This window comes from Flavilitoribacter nigricans DSM 23189 = NBRC 102662 (assembly GCF_002646595.1).
GTDB lineage: Bacteria > Bacteroidota > Bacteroidia > Chitinophagales > Saprospiraceae > Flavilitoribacter > Flavilitoribacter nigricans.
On record NZ_PDUD01000082.1, the window covers coordinates 1 to 16,469 of the forward strand.

The window sequence follows — 16,469 nt, forward strand, 5'->3', positions numbered from 1 at the left end:
GATGTCCTGTCTTTCTTGGAGAAGATGCTGATGGCCTTTTTTAAGATGTCACGCTCTAACTCCGCTTCTCGTAGTTGCTTCTTTAGACGAGCGATCTCTCGCTCTTCATCCGTCATCTTATCTGATCCCCGATCTTGACTCTTAAGGCCGTGCTCCAGGTAATATTTGTCGCGCCACTTATAGATCGTGTTGGCGTGAATACCATATTGTTCCGCTAAGTCAATAATGCGTACTTCCGGTTCCAGGCTTTGCTTAACAATTTCCAGGCGCTCGGCCTTAGTAAAGCGTTTTCGTAATTTTGCCATAATTCGATTTGTTGTTTAAAGATAGCAACTAACCGAATTCAACTGTCTAATATGATGAGGAATTCCACCCCTTCTCCAAATCTCCCCGTCTCCCGGTCACCCATTCTCCCCGTCACCCATTCTCCCCTTCTCCCCTTCTCCGAGTCTCCCATAGGCATTCACCCGCTTATATCGAAAAAACGAAATAATTCGTGATACTCCGGTTCTCTGCCATCATCTCCGGGAGCCCAGCCAGCGATAACCTCCGGCCAGTATTGCGAAAATGAACAATAGCGGCTTGAGGTATTTCCAGGGAGTACCGTTATCCGTGACGATAGACCTTCTGGCGCCGGATTGCAGGAAACCGGTCCAGTAATACGGGTGCGCGTCGGGATGATCGATGCCCTCGTTTCGGAAGAAACTGATCTTCGCCTGCTGGAGCGCGATATCCTTCGGCGATTGGTCTGCCAGTTGTTCGTAAAAAGCCTTCATGATGGAGGCGGTAGACTGAGCGTTCACCTGCCACAGACTGGATACAATACTCTGGCAGCCCGCGTACGCAAAGCGCCGGGCCAGACTCATAATTCCTTCTCCCTTTTCCAGTTCACCGGTTCCGGTTTCACAGGCGCTCAGTACGATCATTTCGATCAGCAGGTCCATCGTATCCAGTTCGGAGATGTGTACCGGGCCGTCGATCAGTTCGATCCAGGCATCGAAGGGTTCTTCCTGGGTGAGCGCGTGCGTACAGACGTGTACGATATTAGCCGTTGGCACATTGCGGAAGAAGGCCTCCCGGGTAGCATCGCCGTGGGTGAAGGATTTTCCGCCCATCAGGGGAATGATCTCATCGACTTCGTTCCAAGGCAGGTGATCGAGGGAGGGATGATCCTCAAATACCGGTGCAATACCGAGGAAGGAAAGTTTCCGTTGCTTTTCGGCGGGCCGCTCTTCCAGGTTTTCGATCAGGATGGTTGCCGAATAAGCGTAACTCAGCGGATGATCGTTGATCAGATAAGGGTAATTCTTAAATTTCATTCCTTCCTCCGGCCGGGTAAGGAGGGCTTCAAAGGGCACATAACCGAGATAGCCCGCCGGCACGATGATCACCCGGCTCTGCCTGGGGATGAGATCGGCAAAAGGCTGCCAGATCCGGGTGAAGAGTTCGTGTGCACTTTGGCGGTACCGGGCGATCTTTTCCGGATTGAATACGGCATCCATCGAATTGATGTTATCGACTACGGCATCGCTCAGTTCACCCAGCTGTTCGGCCGGCAGATCTACTGCAAAGAGCCGGGGGCGGGCGTCCAGATTAGCCTGAAAAAACATGTAAACCTTTTCTTCGCCGACAAAATATTCCACCAGACTGGAGCTGGTCTGCCGGAGGTGTTCGCGGAAGTGCTTCGTACCCACTACCTGGAGATTGTATTTTTCCTGATAATAGATCGGGAAACGTTCTTCCAGCGACCTGATCTTTTCCTGATAAAGTCTTTTCAGCTGAGGCAACCGGCTTTGTGCTTCCTTGTACAATGCCTGATCACCTTCAACTTTAGCCGCAATCATCCGTTTTTCGCGGAAAGCGATATCGGCCTTCAGGCGGTTGATCTGCATCATTAGCGAATCGGGGATCTTAGCGGCGATCCGGGCTTTAAAATCCTTCAGGTTGGCCAGTAATAATACCGCTTTGCTGTTTTCCATGAAGTGAAAAGCGTGTTCGGCGTAGCGCTCGTCTCCGGTGATCTGTTGCAATTCGTAGGTGGTGCCAATGGCCTTTTCGTAGAGGGCAATGCTTTCCTTCTGCAGGAAAAGTTTGGAATCTTTTGACTCATAATCATTTCTGATCTCAAAGATCAGTTGATCGCAGAGCAGAAAAGTTTCCAGGGCTTTTTCCAGGTCCGCTTTCGACCCGTCCCCCGCTTGGTACCATTCGAACAGGGCATTGGCTTTATCCTGTAGTAGTCGAAGCAGTTCGATCCGCGTGCCCAGGTTGTCTTCGTGATTCAGATCGGGATTTATCCAGTAATCTTCATCCTTAAAATCGTTGAACTGATTGATGATGGCCTTTTGGTAAAAGGAAAGGGCCTGCTCGTATTTGCCCAGGGCCAGTTGAACATCACCCAGCCCGTTGTAGTCCTGGGCGTAGCTGTGGTGATAATCTTCTCCATCCTGGTGTCGCATCCTTCCCTGTAGGGCGCGCTCCAGATAGCGGGTCGCTTTTTGGTAATCCGCGAGTTTGCCGGTCTTATCCCCGATAGACTTATACATGATACCGAGGTTGCCGTATACGCTGGCGGTTTCCAGGAGTTTGCCTTCCTTTTGGAAAATGATCTCGGCCTGATTGTAATATTCCAATGCCCGCTCGTACGCTCCCTGGTGGTGAAGTAGAGTGGCCAGGTTTTCGTAGCAAATGGCCAGGCTAACTTGATTTCCCAGGTCCAGATTGATGGCGATAGATTCCAGAAGCGCATCCATGGCCTGCCGGTCATCCGTCTGGTAATGGTGCAGACTGCTGAGATTATTGTAGCCGTAGGCAATATTGATCAATAGACCAAGTTCGTCTTCCTGGCGTATCCCTTCCTGTACTCCTTGCAGGATCTTCTTGTATTTGTCCAATCCAAGCAGCATATACTCTTCGGCCTGGCCGAAATCACCCAGAAAGTAAAGCAGGATGCCGTATTCCAGATATGCACCGGCCAGGTATTCTGATTCCGGGCTGTCTTCCAGCATGATAATGAGGTCGTTAAGGGACTGTGCCGCCTGGTGATAATTTTCCTGGAACCGATACAGGACCGAAAGGTTAAAGTAGGTATTGGCGATCAACTGCATTTTGGGCTTGGGATCGCTGTTACGGATCCGGATAGCCTCCAGATAGGCTGCTTCCGATTCCTCAAATTCATCTTCATAGAAGTGATAGATCCCTTTTTTGTGATAAATATTGCCCAGCCTTTGATTATCCGGCCCCAATTTTTCGGTGCCCACCCGGATGTGGCGTTCTGCCGTTTTGATGGCGGCCTGGTATTCCCCGGCGATGCATTGAGCCTCCATCAGCCAGAAACCGCCCACCAGCAGGCTGTCCCACCACTGGTGGTTTTTGCAGATAGCGGAGAGCCGGTTGTAAGATTGCCAGGCCTCGGCCACCGATGGCAGGGGTCTCATTTTGCTCAGTATTTCCTCCAACCTTTGGGCATCGGGATCGGTAGTGGAAGATTGCCCCTGGATCGGAGCCAGAAAAAGTAAGCAAAGAATAAAGGGTAAAAAATAGCGAATACAGGTGTTTGTTGAAATCGGTTTAGTCATAACAAATGGGTTTAGAAGTAGGTACTGGGAGATAGAACGGTGTTGGCTTACGAGTTGTATTTCTACATCGTTGACTTGGGCGGGTAAGTACGACCCGGCTTTCCACCGGGCCGCATTACGCAACATATTATTCGCAAGACTGTGGGACCAGATGTCCGGTTCATTTTAAAGACCGGCTACCAGTCCGTTAAGCTTCCGGCTTGGAGTCATCATGGTCCAGATCATCGACAAGCCGGTGCACGTCCGTCGGCAGGTGGTCGGAGTCCGGACTTTGCTGACCGGGCAGACTTCCTATACCCCGGGTGATGCCCATTGTCGGATCGCCTGCTTCCGGCTCTGTTCCGTGGTCCGTTCCAATATGATCATGATCGTGATCTTCTGTTCCGTCATGGGTATGCAGCCCCAGGTTATCGTGTACATGGACCGTTTTGCTATTAGAGTTGAGCCGTACCACCACTGGTTTTTTCAAAGTTTTCATTTCCAGGAAATTCTGCTTTTTCTCAGCTGCCGTACCGGCCTGTTCATGATCTAACAAAAATTTCCCCAACGAGTGGGTGACCTTGGCCGTAGCGTAGGAAGTACCCTGCATGTACCGGGGATAGATACTTTTGTATCCTTCTCCGATCGTGGCGATCTGAACGGTATCTTCGCCGTAGCTGCTTCCGTGTACGTGGTAAGGATTGTTGGGATCCGCCTGAGAATCGTCAAACTTCAGGAATTCCGTACCTTCTTTATTGAGTGCACCAACGGCGATTACGTTGTTTTTGCCTCCTTTTTTCCGCGAAAAGTTGGAAGGGTAATGATTGACTTCATCATTGTTGAGTCCGGCATTGCCCGCCGAGGCGATTATCAGTACGCCCTCTTTTTCAGCTGCCTCGATCGCTTTTTCCAGGAAATAGGTTTGATCTCCACCCGAGCCCCAGCTTATATTGATCACATCCGCCTGTTTTTCAATAGCATAAAAAATGCCGGAAATACAGTCGAACAGCATACCGATACCGTACTGGTTGTGCGTCTTGATCGGCAGGATTTTTACCCTGTCATTTTTAGTTGTCCCCTTTCCGAAAAGAATAATGTGGGCAATTTCAGTACCGTGTCCATTATCGTCAAAGGGCAATTGGTTGTCATCCACGAAATTGTAACCGAAGATATCTTCCTTATTCAGAATTCTTTTGTGTTTGATCGAAGATAAAATCGGATCCGTATGATCAGATTCGGGGCGATAGGCAATACCGGAGTCGACAATGGCGATCAGCACGGTCCTTTTTTCCGGTGACCGCTCTACTACCGATTGCTTATCAATACCCGGGAATTTGTTTACCGGAGGTAATTCCCGACTGGTACTATCGCCAAAGTGTACGTCGAGCGTGCCCGGGAAATCCGGATCGTGCAAATGCGGCTTTCCGGTACTGTGGTCACCGTGTTCAACAAAAGACAGCGGACGCAGGAAGTTGTCCTCGGTCTTTTTTACGTGTTTTTCTTTGAGATGGATCTTCCGCTTCATCTCCTGCAGCTTGGACTGCAGCAGGTGGTCGATCTCCCCGGCTTTATCTCCATGGGAGAGCATCGCTTCTACCAGATCATTGACGATAGCTTCTTTGGAAGTTTCATCGGACAAAATCCGCCGGGCTTCCTGGAAACCCTGATGGTCCTCCGGATCCCATTCCCATAATTGAATGAAGTTGAACTTCCCCGGGCAAGTTCTTGTGTCAGAATTGACTTTCAGGAGCCTTTTCAGTTCAGCGATCTCTTCCTGAGCAGCTTCATCAAAGCTTTCCAACTCAACGATTAACTGATGCGGCGGACAAAATCCTTTTTCGGTGACCCCCAATTTTCGAACGGTGATCTTCTCCGAAACTTCCGGTTCCTCATTTTCATCATGGTGGATGGTCTCAAAGTGAAAGACTCCTTCCGTGGAAAAATTGGTTAAGGTAATTATCGGCGCATCGGCGCCCACTATTTTTTTACCATTATTAAACCACTGAATTGAGGTGTGTTCGTCGGGAGCGATTGGGGCGATTAACCGGACATCAGCTCCTTCGCGAAAGAAATGTTTACAACGGGATAAAGTTTCATTTGACATAGAATTGTGTTTTATGATGGATGCTAAATTCAGGCAATTGGATGCAACGTCAATTTAAAATTAGAAGTTCCTGTAAACACGAAATTGCTTACTACCAAACCAATGGGTAGTAAACAGTTGATGATACGTTCGGGCGAGAACGAATGAGGACAAATGTTTTGTGAAATGTGCTTTTAGCAGCACCTTAAATACCGGGCAAATGCCGGAACGGGCTATCGATCCGGCTGAGCATCTGTTGTGATTTGGTGTAGTTAAACTGTCCCGGTGCTATAGCATTCAGTGTTGCCCGGGCCTGATCTCCGCGATTGGCCCCTAATTGGGCCAAGGCCAGATACCACCGGGCGGTCTCTTCGTAGAATTCGGACTCGCCGACTATCCGGCTGAAGGTGTCGGCGGCCGACTGGTAGCGTTTCAGTTCGAGTTCACAGTTTCCAATAAATAATTGAACGAGCCAGTATTCGTTTATGGTGTTCGGCAATCCGGAGAATTGTTCCAGTGCCTGTTCGTAATTGCCGGCTTTATAGTTTTCCATGGCAGCTTTCAGCGTTTCTTCCTGGGCGCCGCCTCCTTTATCCGTAAGATCTAGTTCATACCGCTGGCCGAATGATCGCATGATAGCTGCATCGGAATAACGTTGCTGCAGAAAAACGAATCCGGCCACGATCAGTAGCAGTACACCGGCCGCCACTCTGCCCATCGGCTGTAGCAGGAAACTGCCCGCTACTTTGGCCAGTGGCATCCGTTTGGGCGCTTCCTCTTCCAGGCCCTCGGCAATGGCTGCCACCTGCTCCCGTTTCCGGTAGCGTGCGATCAGATCCACGGCAATCTGCACCTCTTTCTCCCGCTCCACGGCTTCGGCAAGGGCCGCATCTTCCCGCAGTTGCCTTTCGAAATCGACACGATCTTCTTCCGGTAACTTTCCCTGAAGATATTTTAAGATTGTTCCGTTACTCATGGATGCATCTTCCATCCTATACTAAGAACCTTAAACATGTTCTAAAATAGGATTATTTATCATTAAAATAAAACGTTCGGAGCTGATCGAGGTAGACCTGTAACGCTTCATTCGTTTCAATTTCCTTACTGAGCCGTTGCTTACAGCGGTAGATCCGGTTCATCACGGCCTGGGCGCTGCTGAACTGCGGCATTTTTTCCCGGATCTCTTCGGCTTTATAGCTCTGGGCCTGGAGGTAGAGCACTTTAAAGCAGTCATCGCCCAGAAAGGTGCTTAGTTTTTTGAGGATGGCCCGCAGTTCCTGGTTGATGATGAAGAGGTCCGGGGGATCGGGATTAGTTTCCATTAGCTTTAGTTTTTCGGTTTTTTCCTGCTCTTTATTGTTCTTACTGAGCATTTTGAACCAGATGCGTTCGAATATTCTCCAGAGGAGGGCATCGATGGAATGGCCGGATCGGAACTTGCCCGCCTCGATCATCAGTACCAGTTGCGTGACGCCTTCCAACCAGACATCTTTGGCATCTTCCTGGTTCCCATACCGCTGCAGTACCAGATGGTAGGCCTTCTTCCGGTTCCTTTTTAGGATGTAAGCGATCGCCTTGTTTTCCTGCTCTCCTCCAGCCAAGATCATCTCGACTAAGTCATTGTCTGAGTAAGGTGCTCCAAACATTATTGCGATTTAAAGGGAATTATCTAATCGCTAGAGAAAAATAAATTTAAAAAAAAACCGAAAAGTGATTAGGTATTTTGGGGAAATGCGCAATATGTAATTGAACGGTAAATGAAAGGCATAATAAATCACTGCCTTTCGAAAAAATAGCAAATTTTTCGGAAATAGAACTAAACCCCGGATTTTTCTTATTCAACTATCTACGGAAGTGGTTTAAACTTATTCTGACGGTTGCCCGGGACTCCGCCGGCCATAGGAATCCCCTCGGTGGCGCCGGCAGTCTAAAAGTTTAAATCACTTCAAAGCCCAAACACGGGCGGACTTTAGATGCCGCCCGTTAAACACAAAAATGAACCGGTACCGGGAAGGGTGGTACAAGCGGGATAAGCCCGCGATATCTGGCACAATTACAGCGTATAACCCCAAAAAGATTAACCAACCCTTCCCCAGGTGACACGAATTGATCCATCGCCCGGAAACTCCTATAAAATTCCGGGCAGAGCTGGCTGAATCTGAGTGTGGTCAGGTTCAGTTGCCAACCAGCTCCGATCCCGATCAATATGGTGTCTACCTGTACCTGTTACCTTGGATCTCGTTTTTTCAAAACGGGATCTTTTTTTGCCCGTACCCGAAGTATCCGCTGTTGTTACCGGCTTTGCCTGATCCGGTCTTGTTGGACTCCGGCGTGACCTACGGTCTGTTGACTGGCATCCGAATTTGCATAGGGTAGAGAATAAAATTACAGTAGACAATAAAATTTTAAAATAATGTTACTTAAAGGAATCTTTTTCGTCTAAAAAACGATTAACAATTTAAGTATAAGGCAAATTTTATTTTCCTAAAACATATCAGCGGATACCGGTCCGGGTATCGTCCCAGGAGCTCCCCGGGGACAGCGAGTTGGAAATGGAATAGTGCAGGCCGGCATTCGGAGAGAACATAATCCCCAAAGATCCCATGAACAATTTTATTCCCACAGCGCGGCTGCAGGCCGCGAAAGTGTATGCCCTCCTGTACCGGGTCAAAACCTGGCCCGATGACTGGCGCGATTTCCGGAAGAAAAGGCCCTGGGCGGCTTTTGGGGTGCGCGCCCTCATCCTGCTTGCTGTCGCTGCCCTTCTGGCCGTGTTCATTTTCCTGCAAAGCGTTCGTATGGGTGCTTTTGGTCCGCTTCCCGCAAAGGAAGATCTGCACCACATTTCCAGCTATCTGGCGTCGGAAGTATATTCCCGGGACGGCAGTATACTTGGTCGGTATTATCTCGAAAACCGCAGTTACCTGCCGTACGAACAACTCCCGTCGATACTGATCAAAGCGCTGATCGCTACGGAAGACGCCCGCTATTTTCAACACAACGGCATTGACTGGCAGGCCTGGTGCCGGGTATTGTTCAAGACCCTGTTCCTGAACGACGCCAGCCAGGGAGGAGGCAGTACCATTTCGCAGCAGCTCGCCAAGAACCTCTATCCACGCCAGGATTACGGCCGGTATTCCCTGATCATCAATAAGATCAAAGAAGTTTTTATCGCCCGGCGGCTAGAAGCGCTTTACACCAAAGAGGAAATTCTGGAGATCTATCTGAATACGGTTTCCTTTAGTGAGAATACTTTCGGCATTAAGGTGGCCGCCCACCGCTTTTTTAATACGCTGCCGGAATACCTGCGCCCGGAACAGGCCGCCGTGCTGATCGGTATGCTCAAGGCCACCGCGAGTTATAATCCTAAGAATCACCCCGGCCGATCCCTGGAACGCCGCAACCTCGTACTCCAACGTATGGCTCAGGACGGCTATCTGCCCGCGAAAATGGTGGACTCGCTCCAACAGTTGCCGCTGCAATTGCAATACCAGCCCCTGACCGTAAACGAAGGTCCGGCAACCCATTTTCGGGAGACCCTTCGCCAGGAATTGAAAGAATTACTACAAAAACTCCGGAAAGAGAATGGCCTGGGCTACAATTTGTATACCGACGGCCTGAAGATATTTACCACGATCGATTCCCGCCTGCAGACCTACGCCGAAGTTGCCGTGGCCAGGCACATGACGAAATTACAGCGAGATTTTACCGAACACCTCGGGGACGAGACGCCGTGGGAAAGCGACAGCCTTTTCCGGGAAGTAGTATACCAGTCGGAAGTATACCGGAGACTGGCCGAACGCTGTCTGCCGGAAACCACGATCGACTCCATCCTATCCGTCCCCCATCCAACCTGGATCTATCGCGCTCCCGGTGTGGACGAAAAGGTGGAACTGAGTCCCCTGGATTCCATCCGGCACTACCTTTCTTTTCTCAATGCCGGCTTTCTGGCGGCCGATCCCGGAACGGGGGCGGTGCGGGCCTGGGTCGGCGGGATCGATCATCAATACTTCAAATACGACCACGTGCGGTCCCGCCGTTCGGTGGGTTCTACCTTCAAACCGATTGTCTACGCCAAAGCGATCCAAAAGGGCATTCACCCCTGTGCTTACACGCCGAATGTGCTGGCCACCTACTGGCGGTACGAAGGCTGGAAACCCCGCAACGCGGATAACAAATACGGTGGCGTCTACTCCATGGAGGGTGGTTTGATCCATTCCGTCAATACCATCGCCGTGCAAACTGCTCTGCGGGCCCGACCCAAAGCAATTGCCGAGTTGGCGGCGCAATTAGGCCTTAAGGGGCACATCCCCGGCGTACCCGCAATTGCTCTGGGAGTAGCCGATGCGTCTCTGGAAGAAATGGTGACCGCCTACGGTACTTTCGCCAACCGGGGCAAACGCCCGGAACTGAACTACATCCGCCGCATCGAGACGCCCGAAGGCAAAGTACTGGTAGATTTTGAATCGCAGGTAGACAGCAGCCGCTGGGAACATGTACTGGAAGAACAGGAAGCCGATATCATCAACGAAATGTTGCGAAAATCTCCGGTCAAAGGTACCGCCATGCGTTTGCGGTATCGCTACCAGCTGAACAATGATCTGGCCGGCAAGACCGGCACGAGCCAGAATCATTCCGATGGCTGGTTTATGGGCTATAGCCCCCGGCTGGTGACGGGCGTGTGGGTTGGCGCCGAATATCCCATCGTTCGTTTTCGTAATCTACGGCTGGGACAGGGAGCGAATACCGCCCTGCCGATCTTTGCGGAGTTCATGTTGCAGGTGAATCAGGATTGCGATTTCCAGGAACTAAGCGAAGCTACCTTCCCGGAACCTTCGTTGGAAGTGCAATCCATGCTGAATTGCCCGAACGTGATCTGGCAGGAACGCGATACGCTGGAGCAACTGCCGACGGCGGTGGCCTCCATCCAGGTGAGTCCTATGCCGGCAGCTACCAGCGACAATGAATAGGATCTCCGGTCTGTAGTCCTTTGCACTGGCCGTCCGGCCGATATTAGATGCTATGTCCGGGATCGTGATAAATTATTACGGATCTGGTGGTTAATAAGGTTACACTCAACTTTCTTATTATCTTAGAAGCGGTGATGCAATCTGCTTTCGCCCCCATTTCAATCCTAACCTATTTAATCGCTTATCATACTACTGGACAAAATGAGAAAGACAGGATACCAGAAGAAGGATAAAGCGCAACGCCTTTCTCCTTTTCTCAGCGTCTCCTGGTCTCCCTCTCCGCCAATAGTATGATTGCTTATCTCCTCCATCCATGAAATACCTGCTTGCCAGTCTGTTGACCTTCTGGATCCTCTCCCCGGTAAATACAGATCCGCCGGTCTGGGATTTTGATACTCAGCTCAATGATTATTTCGCCGCGGAAACCGAGCGCATCAAGCTGCGCACCGAGCAGGAACTGTCCGCTATCGAAGATTGGGAAACGTATAAAACCGAGGCCCGCCGGGAGCTGCAGGATATGTTGGGACTCTGGCCCATGCCGGAGAAAACACCCCTGGAAGCAACAGTGACCGAATCGATCGAGCACGAGGAATTTACGGTGCAAAACCTGCACTTCCAATCCATGCCGGGCCTGTACGTTACCGGCAATCTCTATATACCGAAAAACCTAAAGGAAAAGGTGCCGGCCATTATTTACGTCTGCGGTCATGCCAATGTGAAAAAGGACGGCTACAGCTACGGCGCAAAGGTGAATTATCAGCACCATCCGGCCTGGTTTGCCCGCAACGGCTACGTCTGCCTGATCCTGGATACCGTCCAGCTCGGTGAGATCGAGGGCATCCACCACGGTCTGCATCGCTACCAGCGCTGGTGGTGGCAATCCCGTGGGTATACGCCCGCCGGAGTGGAAACCTGGAACGGTATCCGGGCCATCGATTACCTGCTGACCCGGCCGGAAGTAGATCCCGAGCGGATCGGGATTACCGGCCGCAGTGGGGGAGGGGTCACGAGCTGGTGGGTCGGCGCCATGGATGAGCGCATCAAGGTAGCGGTCCCGGTAGCGGGTATCACCGACATGGAAGACCACGTGGTAAACGGCTGTGTGGAGGATCACTGCGATTGTATGTACATGTACAACACCTACCAGTGGGATTTTCCAAAAGTAGCCGCCCTGCTGGCCCCACGACCCCTGCTGATCAGTAATACCGATCGGGATATCATGTTTCCGGTGGAGGGCGTTTTTCGGGTATACCGGCAGGTACGGCAGATCTACGAACAACTCGGAGCCGGAGATCAGCTGGCCCTGAACATCACAGCCGGGCCCCACCGGGACGAGCAGGAACTGCGGGTGCATGCCTTTCGGTGGTTCAACCGCTATTTTTACCAGCGGGAGGGACTGATCGAAAAGACGGCGGTTAAGTTTTTTGAACCGGAGCAGTTGCGGGTCTTTAAAGCATTGCCCGGTGATGAACGCAATACCCGTATCGATGAATCTTTCAACACGGTGGCGCCGTCTACCGATGCCGTCCTGGCGGAGACCAGCCCCGCGGAGGCCAGGTCCGGGTGGAGAAAGGACCTAGATCGCATTTTTGCCAACTGGCCCGAAAACGATGCGCCGGCAATTATGGACATCGAATCCAGGGTGCAGTCCCGGGGCATGCAGTTGACCACCTACCGGCTGCCATCGGACGAGCATACCAACTTGCCCGTATTCCACCTGCAATCTACCGGTAGATCCAGGCAGGGACCCACCCGGATCATCCTGCTGGATGAGGACAATTGGGCCGATTGGTCGGCCCGTCTGGCGGGAGCCTTCCCCGGCGGCCCGTTCTGGTCCTCGACGGAGGCAAAAACGGATGCAGCGGCAATTTTACAACGGGAATTGACCGGAGGTTCCCTACTATTGATCAGTATGCGGGGCGCGGGCCCGGCCGCCTTTAGTGGCGATGAATTTAAACAGGCCCAGATCCGAAAGCGCTATTACCTCCTGGGGCAATCCCTGCAGGCCATGCAAACCTGGGATATCCGGCGGGCGCTGGAGGCTTTCCTGCAAACTTCGGAGACGAAAGACCTGACCATCGAAGCCGAAGGCATTAGTGCCGGTATGGCCCTCTACGCTTCCCTGTTTCTGGATAACCGGATCAGTCTGGAACTGACCAAACTCCCCGCCAGTCACCTGGAAGGCCCGTATTACCCCAAAGTATTGCGCTATATGGATATGCCGGCCGCTCTGATGCTGGCCCGGGAAAAGCATGCCATTCGGGAGCTGGATTAGTTATTTGTTGAGAAGATCGGCAGTCCTTTATCCGGCCCCACCGATCGTTCCGTAACATATTTTTTACTGCGGAACACCAGTGAGGCTGCGCTCTTCCGCGCTCTTCATTTTGGGCACCGAACCTCTGTCCCGATAATATGGTTTAACCTACAATGCCGCGATATTTGCCAGGAAATGAAGGGTAAATAACGCCTGATCAGGCTATTCGCCGGTATTGTTTTAACGGCTGCTCGTCAGCTGAAACCCTTAAAAACCATAGTCATGCGCAGATTACTGTTTATCCTAGCCCTCCTGTTTAGTTTTTCTTTTGGCTTTACCGCCTGTGATTCGGGCGAAGCTGGAGACGACGATATCGAGGTAGCTGATCTTCCGCAAAGCATCACCTCCTACGTTACTCAGAATTACCCCGGTGCCACCATCGAAGAAGCCGAGCGCGAGGAAGAAGACGATAAGATCTATTACGAGATCGAATTGAGCAGCGGTGAAGAACTGCGGTTCGATTCTGCCGGTAGCTTTATTGGAATGGGCGACTAGTCCCGGCCATTATCCGGTAGGTAAATTAAAGCCGCCGCCTGAGCGGTCAGTACGGGCAGGAGCTAAGTTCGCGCTATTGCCGGCGTGAATTTAGCTCCTGATCAAATTCAGGCGTTCTTTCCTTAACCGGAATGAAGTAAAATAAGTGGTTAACACTTGCAATGCACCGCACGGTAAAGGGTTCTGGGCAATCGCTCCGTTTCCCTTACCGTGCAACCTTTCTTTCCAGGCGCTCACGCCATTCCCACTTTCCCTTTGTAATTCATTGACGAATGCCTGCCAATAAGGCATCCTGTTCCTGTCGTTCTTGTTTCGACGATGATCTTAAAAAAATCACAGGTCGAAACCTGGCGGAAATGTATGGTTCTTTAAGTTCAGTTCCTTACTTTAAGGAGCATGGCAAAGAGAAAGAAAATACCTATCAACCTCAATCTGAACGTTCGGGGACTCAAAAAATCGGCCACCCTGGCCATTAACGAAAGAAGCCGGAAACTGGCCGCTCAGGGGAAAGAGATCTTTTTTCTGGGCTTCGGCCAATCTCCTTTCCCGGTACCCGAACCGGTAGTGGAAGCCCTGAAAAAAAATGCCCACCAGAAGGATTATCTGGCGGTGCAGGGGCTCTATCCGTTGCGGCAGACCATCGCTACCTATTTCAAACGCAGGCAGGGACTGGATTACTCACCGGAAGATATTATGGTGAGTCCGGGATCCAAGGAATTGCTGTTCCTGCTGCAACTGGTCTATTACGGCGATCTGGTGATGCCGATGCCGAGCTGGGTTTCCTACTCTCCGCAGGCCATGATCATCGGTCGCCGGGTAAACTGGGTGAAGACCCACCCGGAAAATGACTGGCGACTCAGCCCGGAAGAACTGGAAGCGCTCTGCAAGATGGATCCCGACCGGCCCCGCATCGTGATCATCAATTACCCGGCCAATCCGACCGGCGCCACCTATTCGGAAGACCGTCTGCGGGAGATCGCCGCCATTGCCCGTAAATACCGGGTGATATTACTTTCGGATGAGATATACGGGGAATTACACCATTCCGGACGTCATGTATCTGTAGCGCGCTATTATCCGGAGGGGACCATTGTCAGTAGTGGCCTTTCCAAGTGGTGTGGAGCCGGAGGCTGGCGGTTGGGGATGTTCCTGTTTCCGCCCGATCTGCGGTGGTTACTGGACGCGATGGCGGTGGTGGCGAGCGAAACCTATACCTCCACCAGCGCTCCCATTCAGTACGCAGCCATTACGGCCTTTGAAGAACATCCGGTCATTGAACGGCAATTGCACGAATCCCGGCGGATCTTGCGGGTATTGGGGCAATATCTGTACCGGCGATTGAGGGAACTGCATATTCACACGCCCGAACCCCAGGGTGGTTTTTATCTGTTCCCGGATTTTTCCCACTACCAAAAAGCGCTCGAAAAGCGGGGCGTCCAGAGTAGTGCGGACCTGTGCGAACAATTGCTGGAAGAAACGGGAGTGGCCTTGCTGCCCAGTTACGATTTCGGACGCCCTTCGGAAGAGCTGACCGCCCGCTTGTCCTACGTGGATTTCGACGGGGAAAAAGCCCTGAAAATGGCCGCTTCCCACGGCGATAAACCGCTGGACGACGCTTTCATGCAGGCCTGCTGCCCGCGGGTACTGGAAGCGATGGACCGGATTGCCGACTGGGTAGGGGATCTGCAGCAGTAAGGCGTACCAGCTTTCCTACTGCTGACCGGAATGGGAAGTTACAGGGCAAATTCACCAGGCATTGTATAAAATAAACATACCTAAACGATCCATCCAATCATGAAGAAGACATTACCGATCCTCATTGTTTTGTGTTTTGGTTTGCTGCCGGTTTTAACGGCTCAGGATTTACCTACCGGGAATGCTGCCGATTTCAAGGTCAAGACCTGCCTGCATTCCATTGGCTACGCCGGGATGTGGCGGGGGCAGGCCCGTCTGAGTGTAGACGAATTTCTGGAAAAGGCCAAAGCGCTCGGATACGACGGCGTCATGCTGATGGCCAAACGCCCCCATCTGTCTCCATTGGATTACGATAAAAAAGAACGGGCCAGGCTCAAAAAGAAGATGGAGGACCTGGGGCTGACGCTCGTCGGTCTGGCCGGATATTCCGATTTTACGGCCGGTCTCGACAAACCTGGGATCCCGCACACGGAGATCCAGGCGGCCTATCTGGGGCAGGTAGCCGAACTGGCGAAAGACCTGGGAACCAATATGGTCCGCATTTTTACCGGTTACGAGCGTCCCGGGATTCCTTACGACCGGCAATACGCCACGGTACTGGAAGGCATCCAGCTGGCGGGCCGGGAAGCTGCGAAACACGGCGTGACCCTTGTCGTACAGAATCACCACGATATTGCCCTGCACCACGATGCGATGTACTGGCTGCTGAAGGAAATCAATATGCCAAATGTAGTGGCGGGCTGGGATGCCTGGTCGCCTACGCTGGAAGGACTTTCCAAAGAGGAGATCAAAGCCTCCGTGAAAAAAATGCAGCCTTTTATCGCGAATACCATTGCGGCGGACTACGTCGTTCTGCCGCGTTACCACTACGAAAATACCCTGACCAACTACGTGGCGGATAAACCCGTTATCCGGGCCACACCGATGGGAGAGGGGATCGTCGATTACGATACCTTTTTCGGGACGCTCAAAGAAGTGGGCTACCAGGGTTATCTGGTCTACGAAATGTGTGAGGTACTGGATGGAGGCGGTTCTATTGAGAACCTGGACGCCACCGCCATTAAATTTCTGGATTACGTAAAACGTTTTGAATAGATCACGGACGATAGCCCGATCAGGCATTAATCACCCCGAATTTTATAAAATGCGGTGTATGCCCTCAGGGAGATCGAATATTCGTAGAATTTAGACTGATAAGCGTTTTCCGACCTCACTGAGATTGAAACCAGCATTTCGACTATTTTTCTACGAATGTTTAACCGCTACGAGATTATTTTTGAGTCCTGAAAAAATTCAGGATGAACTGTGTTCCCATGCAAGCAAAAGAGTGAAAAAATTATGCTGATTTGTATTTG

The 16,469-nt window shown here is 51.4% G+C and carries 9 protein-coding genes and 2 pseudogenes; 5 read left to right on the plus strand and 6 right to left on the minus strand.

Annotation, left to right across the window (positions count from 1 at the left end; translation table 11 throughout):
* From CRP01_RS43120 to CRP01_RS40965, 6 genes and pseudogenes are all read right to left on the minus strand, one after another.
* Positions 1–131 (minus strand): annotated as a pseudogene (locus tag CRP01_RS43120) (IS3-like element ISLbl1 family transposase); the annotation flags it as partial.
* A pseudogene (locus CRP01_RS43125) lies at positions 132–305 on the minus strand (transposase); the annotation flags it as partial. It abuts the pseudogene before it with no gap.
* A gap of 213 nt (positions 306–518) precedes the next feature.
* Positions 519–3,578 (minus strand): CHAT domain-containing protein, encoded by a 3,060-nt coding sequence (locus tag CRP01_RS40950; protein WP_170110759.1) that lies wholly within the window; start codon positions 3,576–3,578, stop codon positions 519–521.
* A gap of 187 nt (positions 3,579–3,765) precedes the next feature.
* On the minus strand, positions 3,766–5,661 hold the full coding sequence (locus CRP01_RS40955) for a S8 family serine peptidase (protein ID WP_099155910.1): 1,896 nt from the start codon (positions 5,659–5,661) through the stop codon (positions 3,766–3,768).
* A 184-nt stretch (positions 5,662–5,845) separates the two neighbouring features.
* Positions 5,846–6,616 (minus strand): hypothetical protein, encoded by a 771-nt coding sequence (locus CRP01_RS40960; protein ID WP_143473764.1) that lies wholly within the window; start codon positions 6,614–6,616, stop codon positions 5,846–5,848.
* A gap of 52 nt (positions 6,617–6,668) precedes the next feature.
* Entirely contained in the window at positions 6,669–7,247 is a 579-nt protein-coding gene (locus CRP01_RS40965; RefSeq protein WP_143473765.1) for an RNA polymerase sigma factor, read from the minus strand.
* 996 nt (positions 7,248–8,243) lie between these two features.
* Here CRP01_RS40965 and CRP01_RS40970 point away from each other — a divergent pair.
* The 5 genes from CRP01_RS40970 (at position 8,244) to CRP01_RS40990 (ending at position 16,209) form a co-directional block, all read left to right on the plus strand.
* Positions 8,244–10,610 (plus strand): transglycosylase domain-containing protein, encoded by a 2,367-nt coding sequence (locus tag CRP01_RS40970; RefSeq protein WP_099155913.1) that lies wholly within the window; start codon positions 8,244–8,246, stop codon positions 10,608–10,610.
* Positions 10,611–10,923: 313 nt separating this feature from the next.
* Positions 10,924–12,885 (plus strand): alpha/beta hydrolase family protein, encoded by a 1,962-nt coding sequence (locus CRP01_RS40975; protein WP_099155914.1) that lies wholly within the window; start codon positions 10,924–10,926, stop codon positions 12,883–12,885.
* Between the two features lie 261 nt (positions 12,886–13,146).
* A complete protein-coding gene (locus CRP01_RS40980; RefSeq protein ID WP_099155915.1) occupies positions 13,147–13,419 on the plus strand; it encodes a PepSY-like domain-containing protein in 273 nt (90 codons plus the stop codon).
* A gap of 396 nt (positions 13,420–13,815) precedes the next feature.
* Positions 13,816–15,114, plus strand: a complete 1,299-nt coding sequence (locus tag CRP01_RS40985; protein WP_099155916.1) for a pyridoxal phosphate-dependent aminotransferase — start codon at positions 13,816–13,818, stop codon at positions 15,112–15,114.
* Between the two features lie 99 nt (positions 15,115–15,213).
* Positions 15,214–16,209 carry a sugar phosphate isomerase/epimerase family protein gene (locus CRP01_RS40990; protein WP_099155917.1) on the plus strand — a complete coding sequence of 332 codons (996 nt, stop codon included), beginning with the start codon at positions 15,214–15,216 and terminating at the stop codon, positions 16,207–16,209.
* Positions 16,210–16,469: the final 260 nt, after the last annotated feature.

Bases quoted from the DNA above. Each gene is read 5' to 3' on its own strand.
- CRP01_RS40950 (WP_170110759.1), bottom strand. From the start codon at position 3,578: ATGACTAAACCGATTTCAACAAACACCTGTATTCGCTATTTTTTACCC.
- CRP01_RS40955 (WP_099155910.1), bottom strand. From the start codon at position 5,661: ATGTCAAATGAAACTTTATCCCGTTGTAAACATTTCTTTCGCGAAGGA.
- CRP01_RS40960 (WP_143473764.1), bottom strand. From the start codon at position 6,616: ATGAGTAACGGAACAATCTTAAAATATCTTCAGGGAAAGTTACCGGAA.
- CRP01_RS40965 (WP_143473765.1), bottom strand. From the start codon at position 7,247: ATGATCTTGGCTGGAGGAGAGCAGGAAAACAAGGCGATCGCTTACATC.
- CRP01_RS40970 (WP_099155913.1), top strand. From the start codon at position 8,244: ATGAACAATTTTATTCCCACAGCGCGGCTGCAGGCCGCGAAAGTGTAT.
- CRP01_RS40975 (WP_099155914.1), top strand. From the start codon at position 10,924: ATGAAATACCTGCTTGCCAGTCTGTTGACCTTCTGGATCCTCTCCCCG.
- CRP01_RS40980 (WP_099155915.1), top strand. From the start codon at position 13,147: ATGCGCAGATTACTGTTTATCCTAGCCCTCCTGTTTAGTTTTTCTTTT.
- CRP01_RS40985 (WP_099155916.1), top strand. From the start codon at position 13,816: ATGGCAAAGAGAAAGAAAATACCTATCAACCTCAATCTGAACGTTCGG.
- CRP01_RS40990 (WP_099155917.1), top strand. From the start codon at position 15,214: ATGAAGAAGACATTACCGATCCTCATTGTTTTGTGTTTTGGTTTGCTG.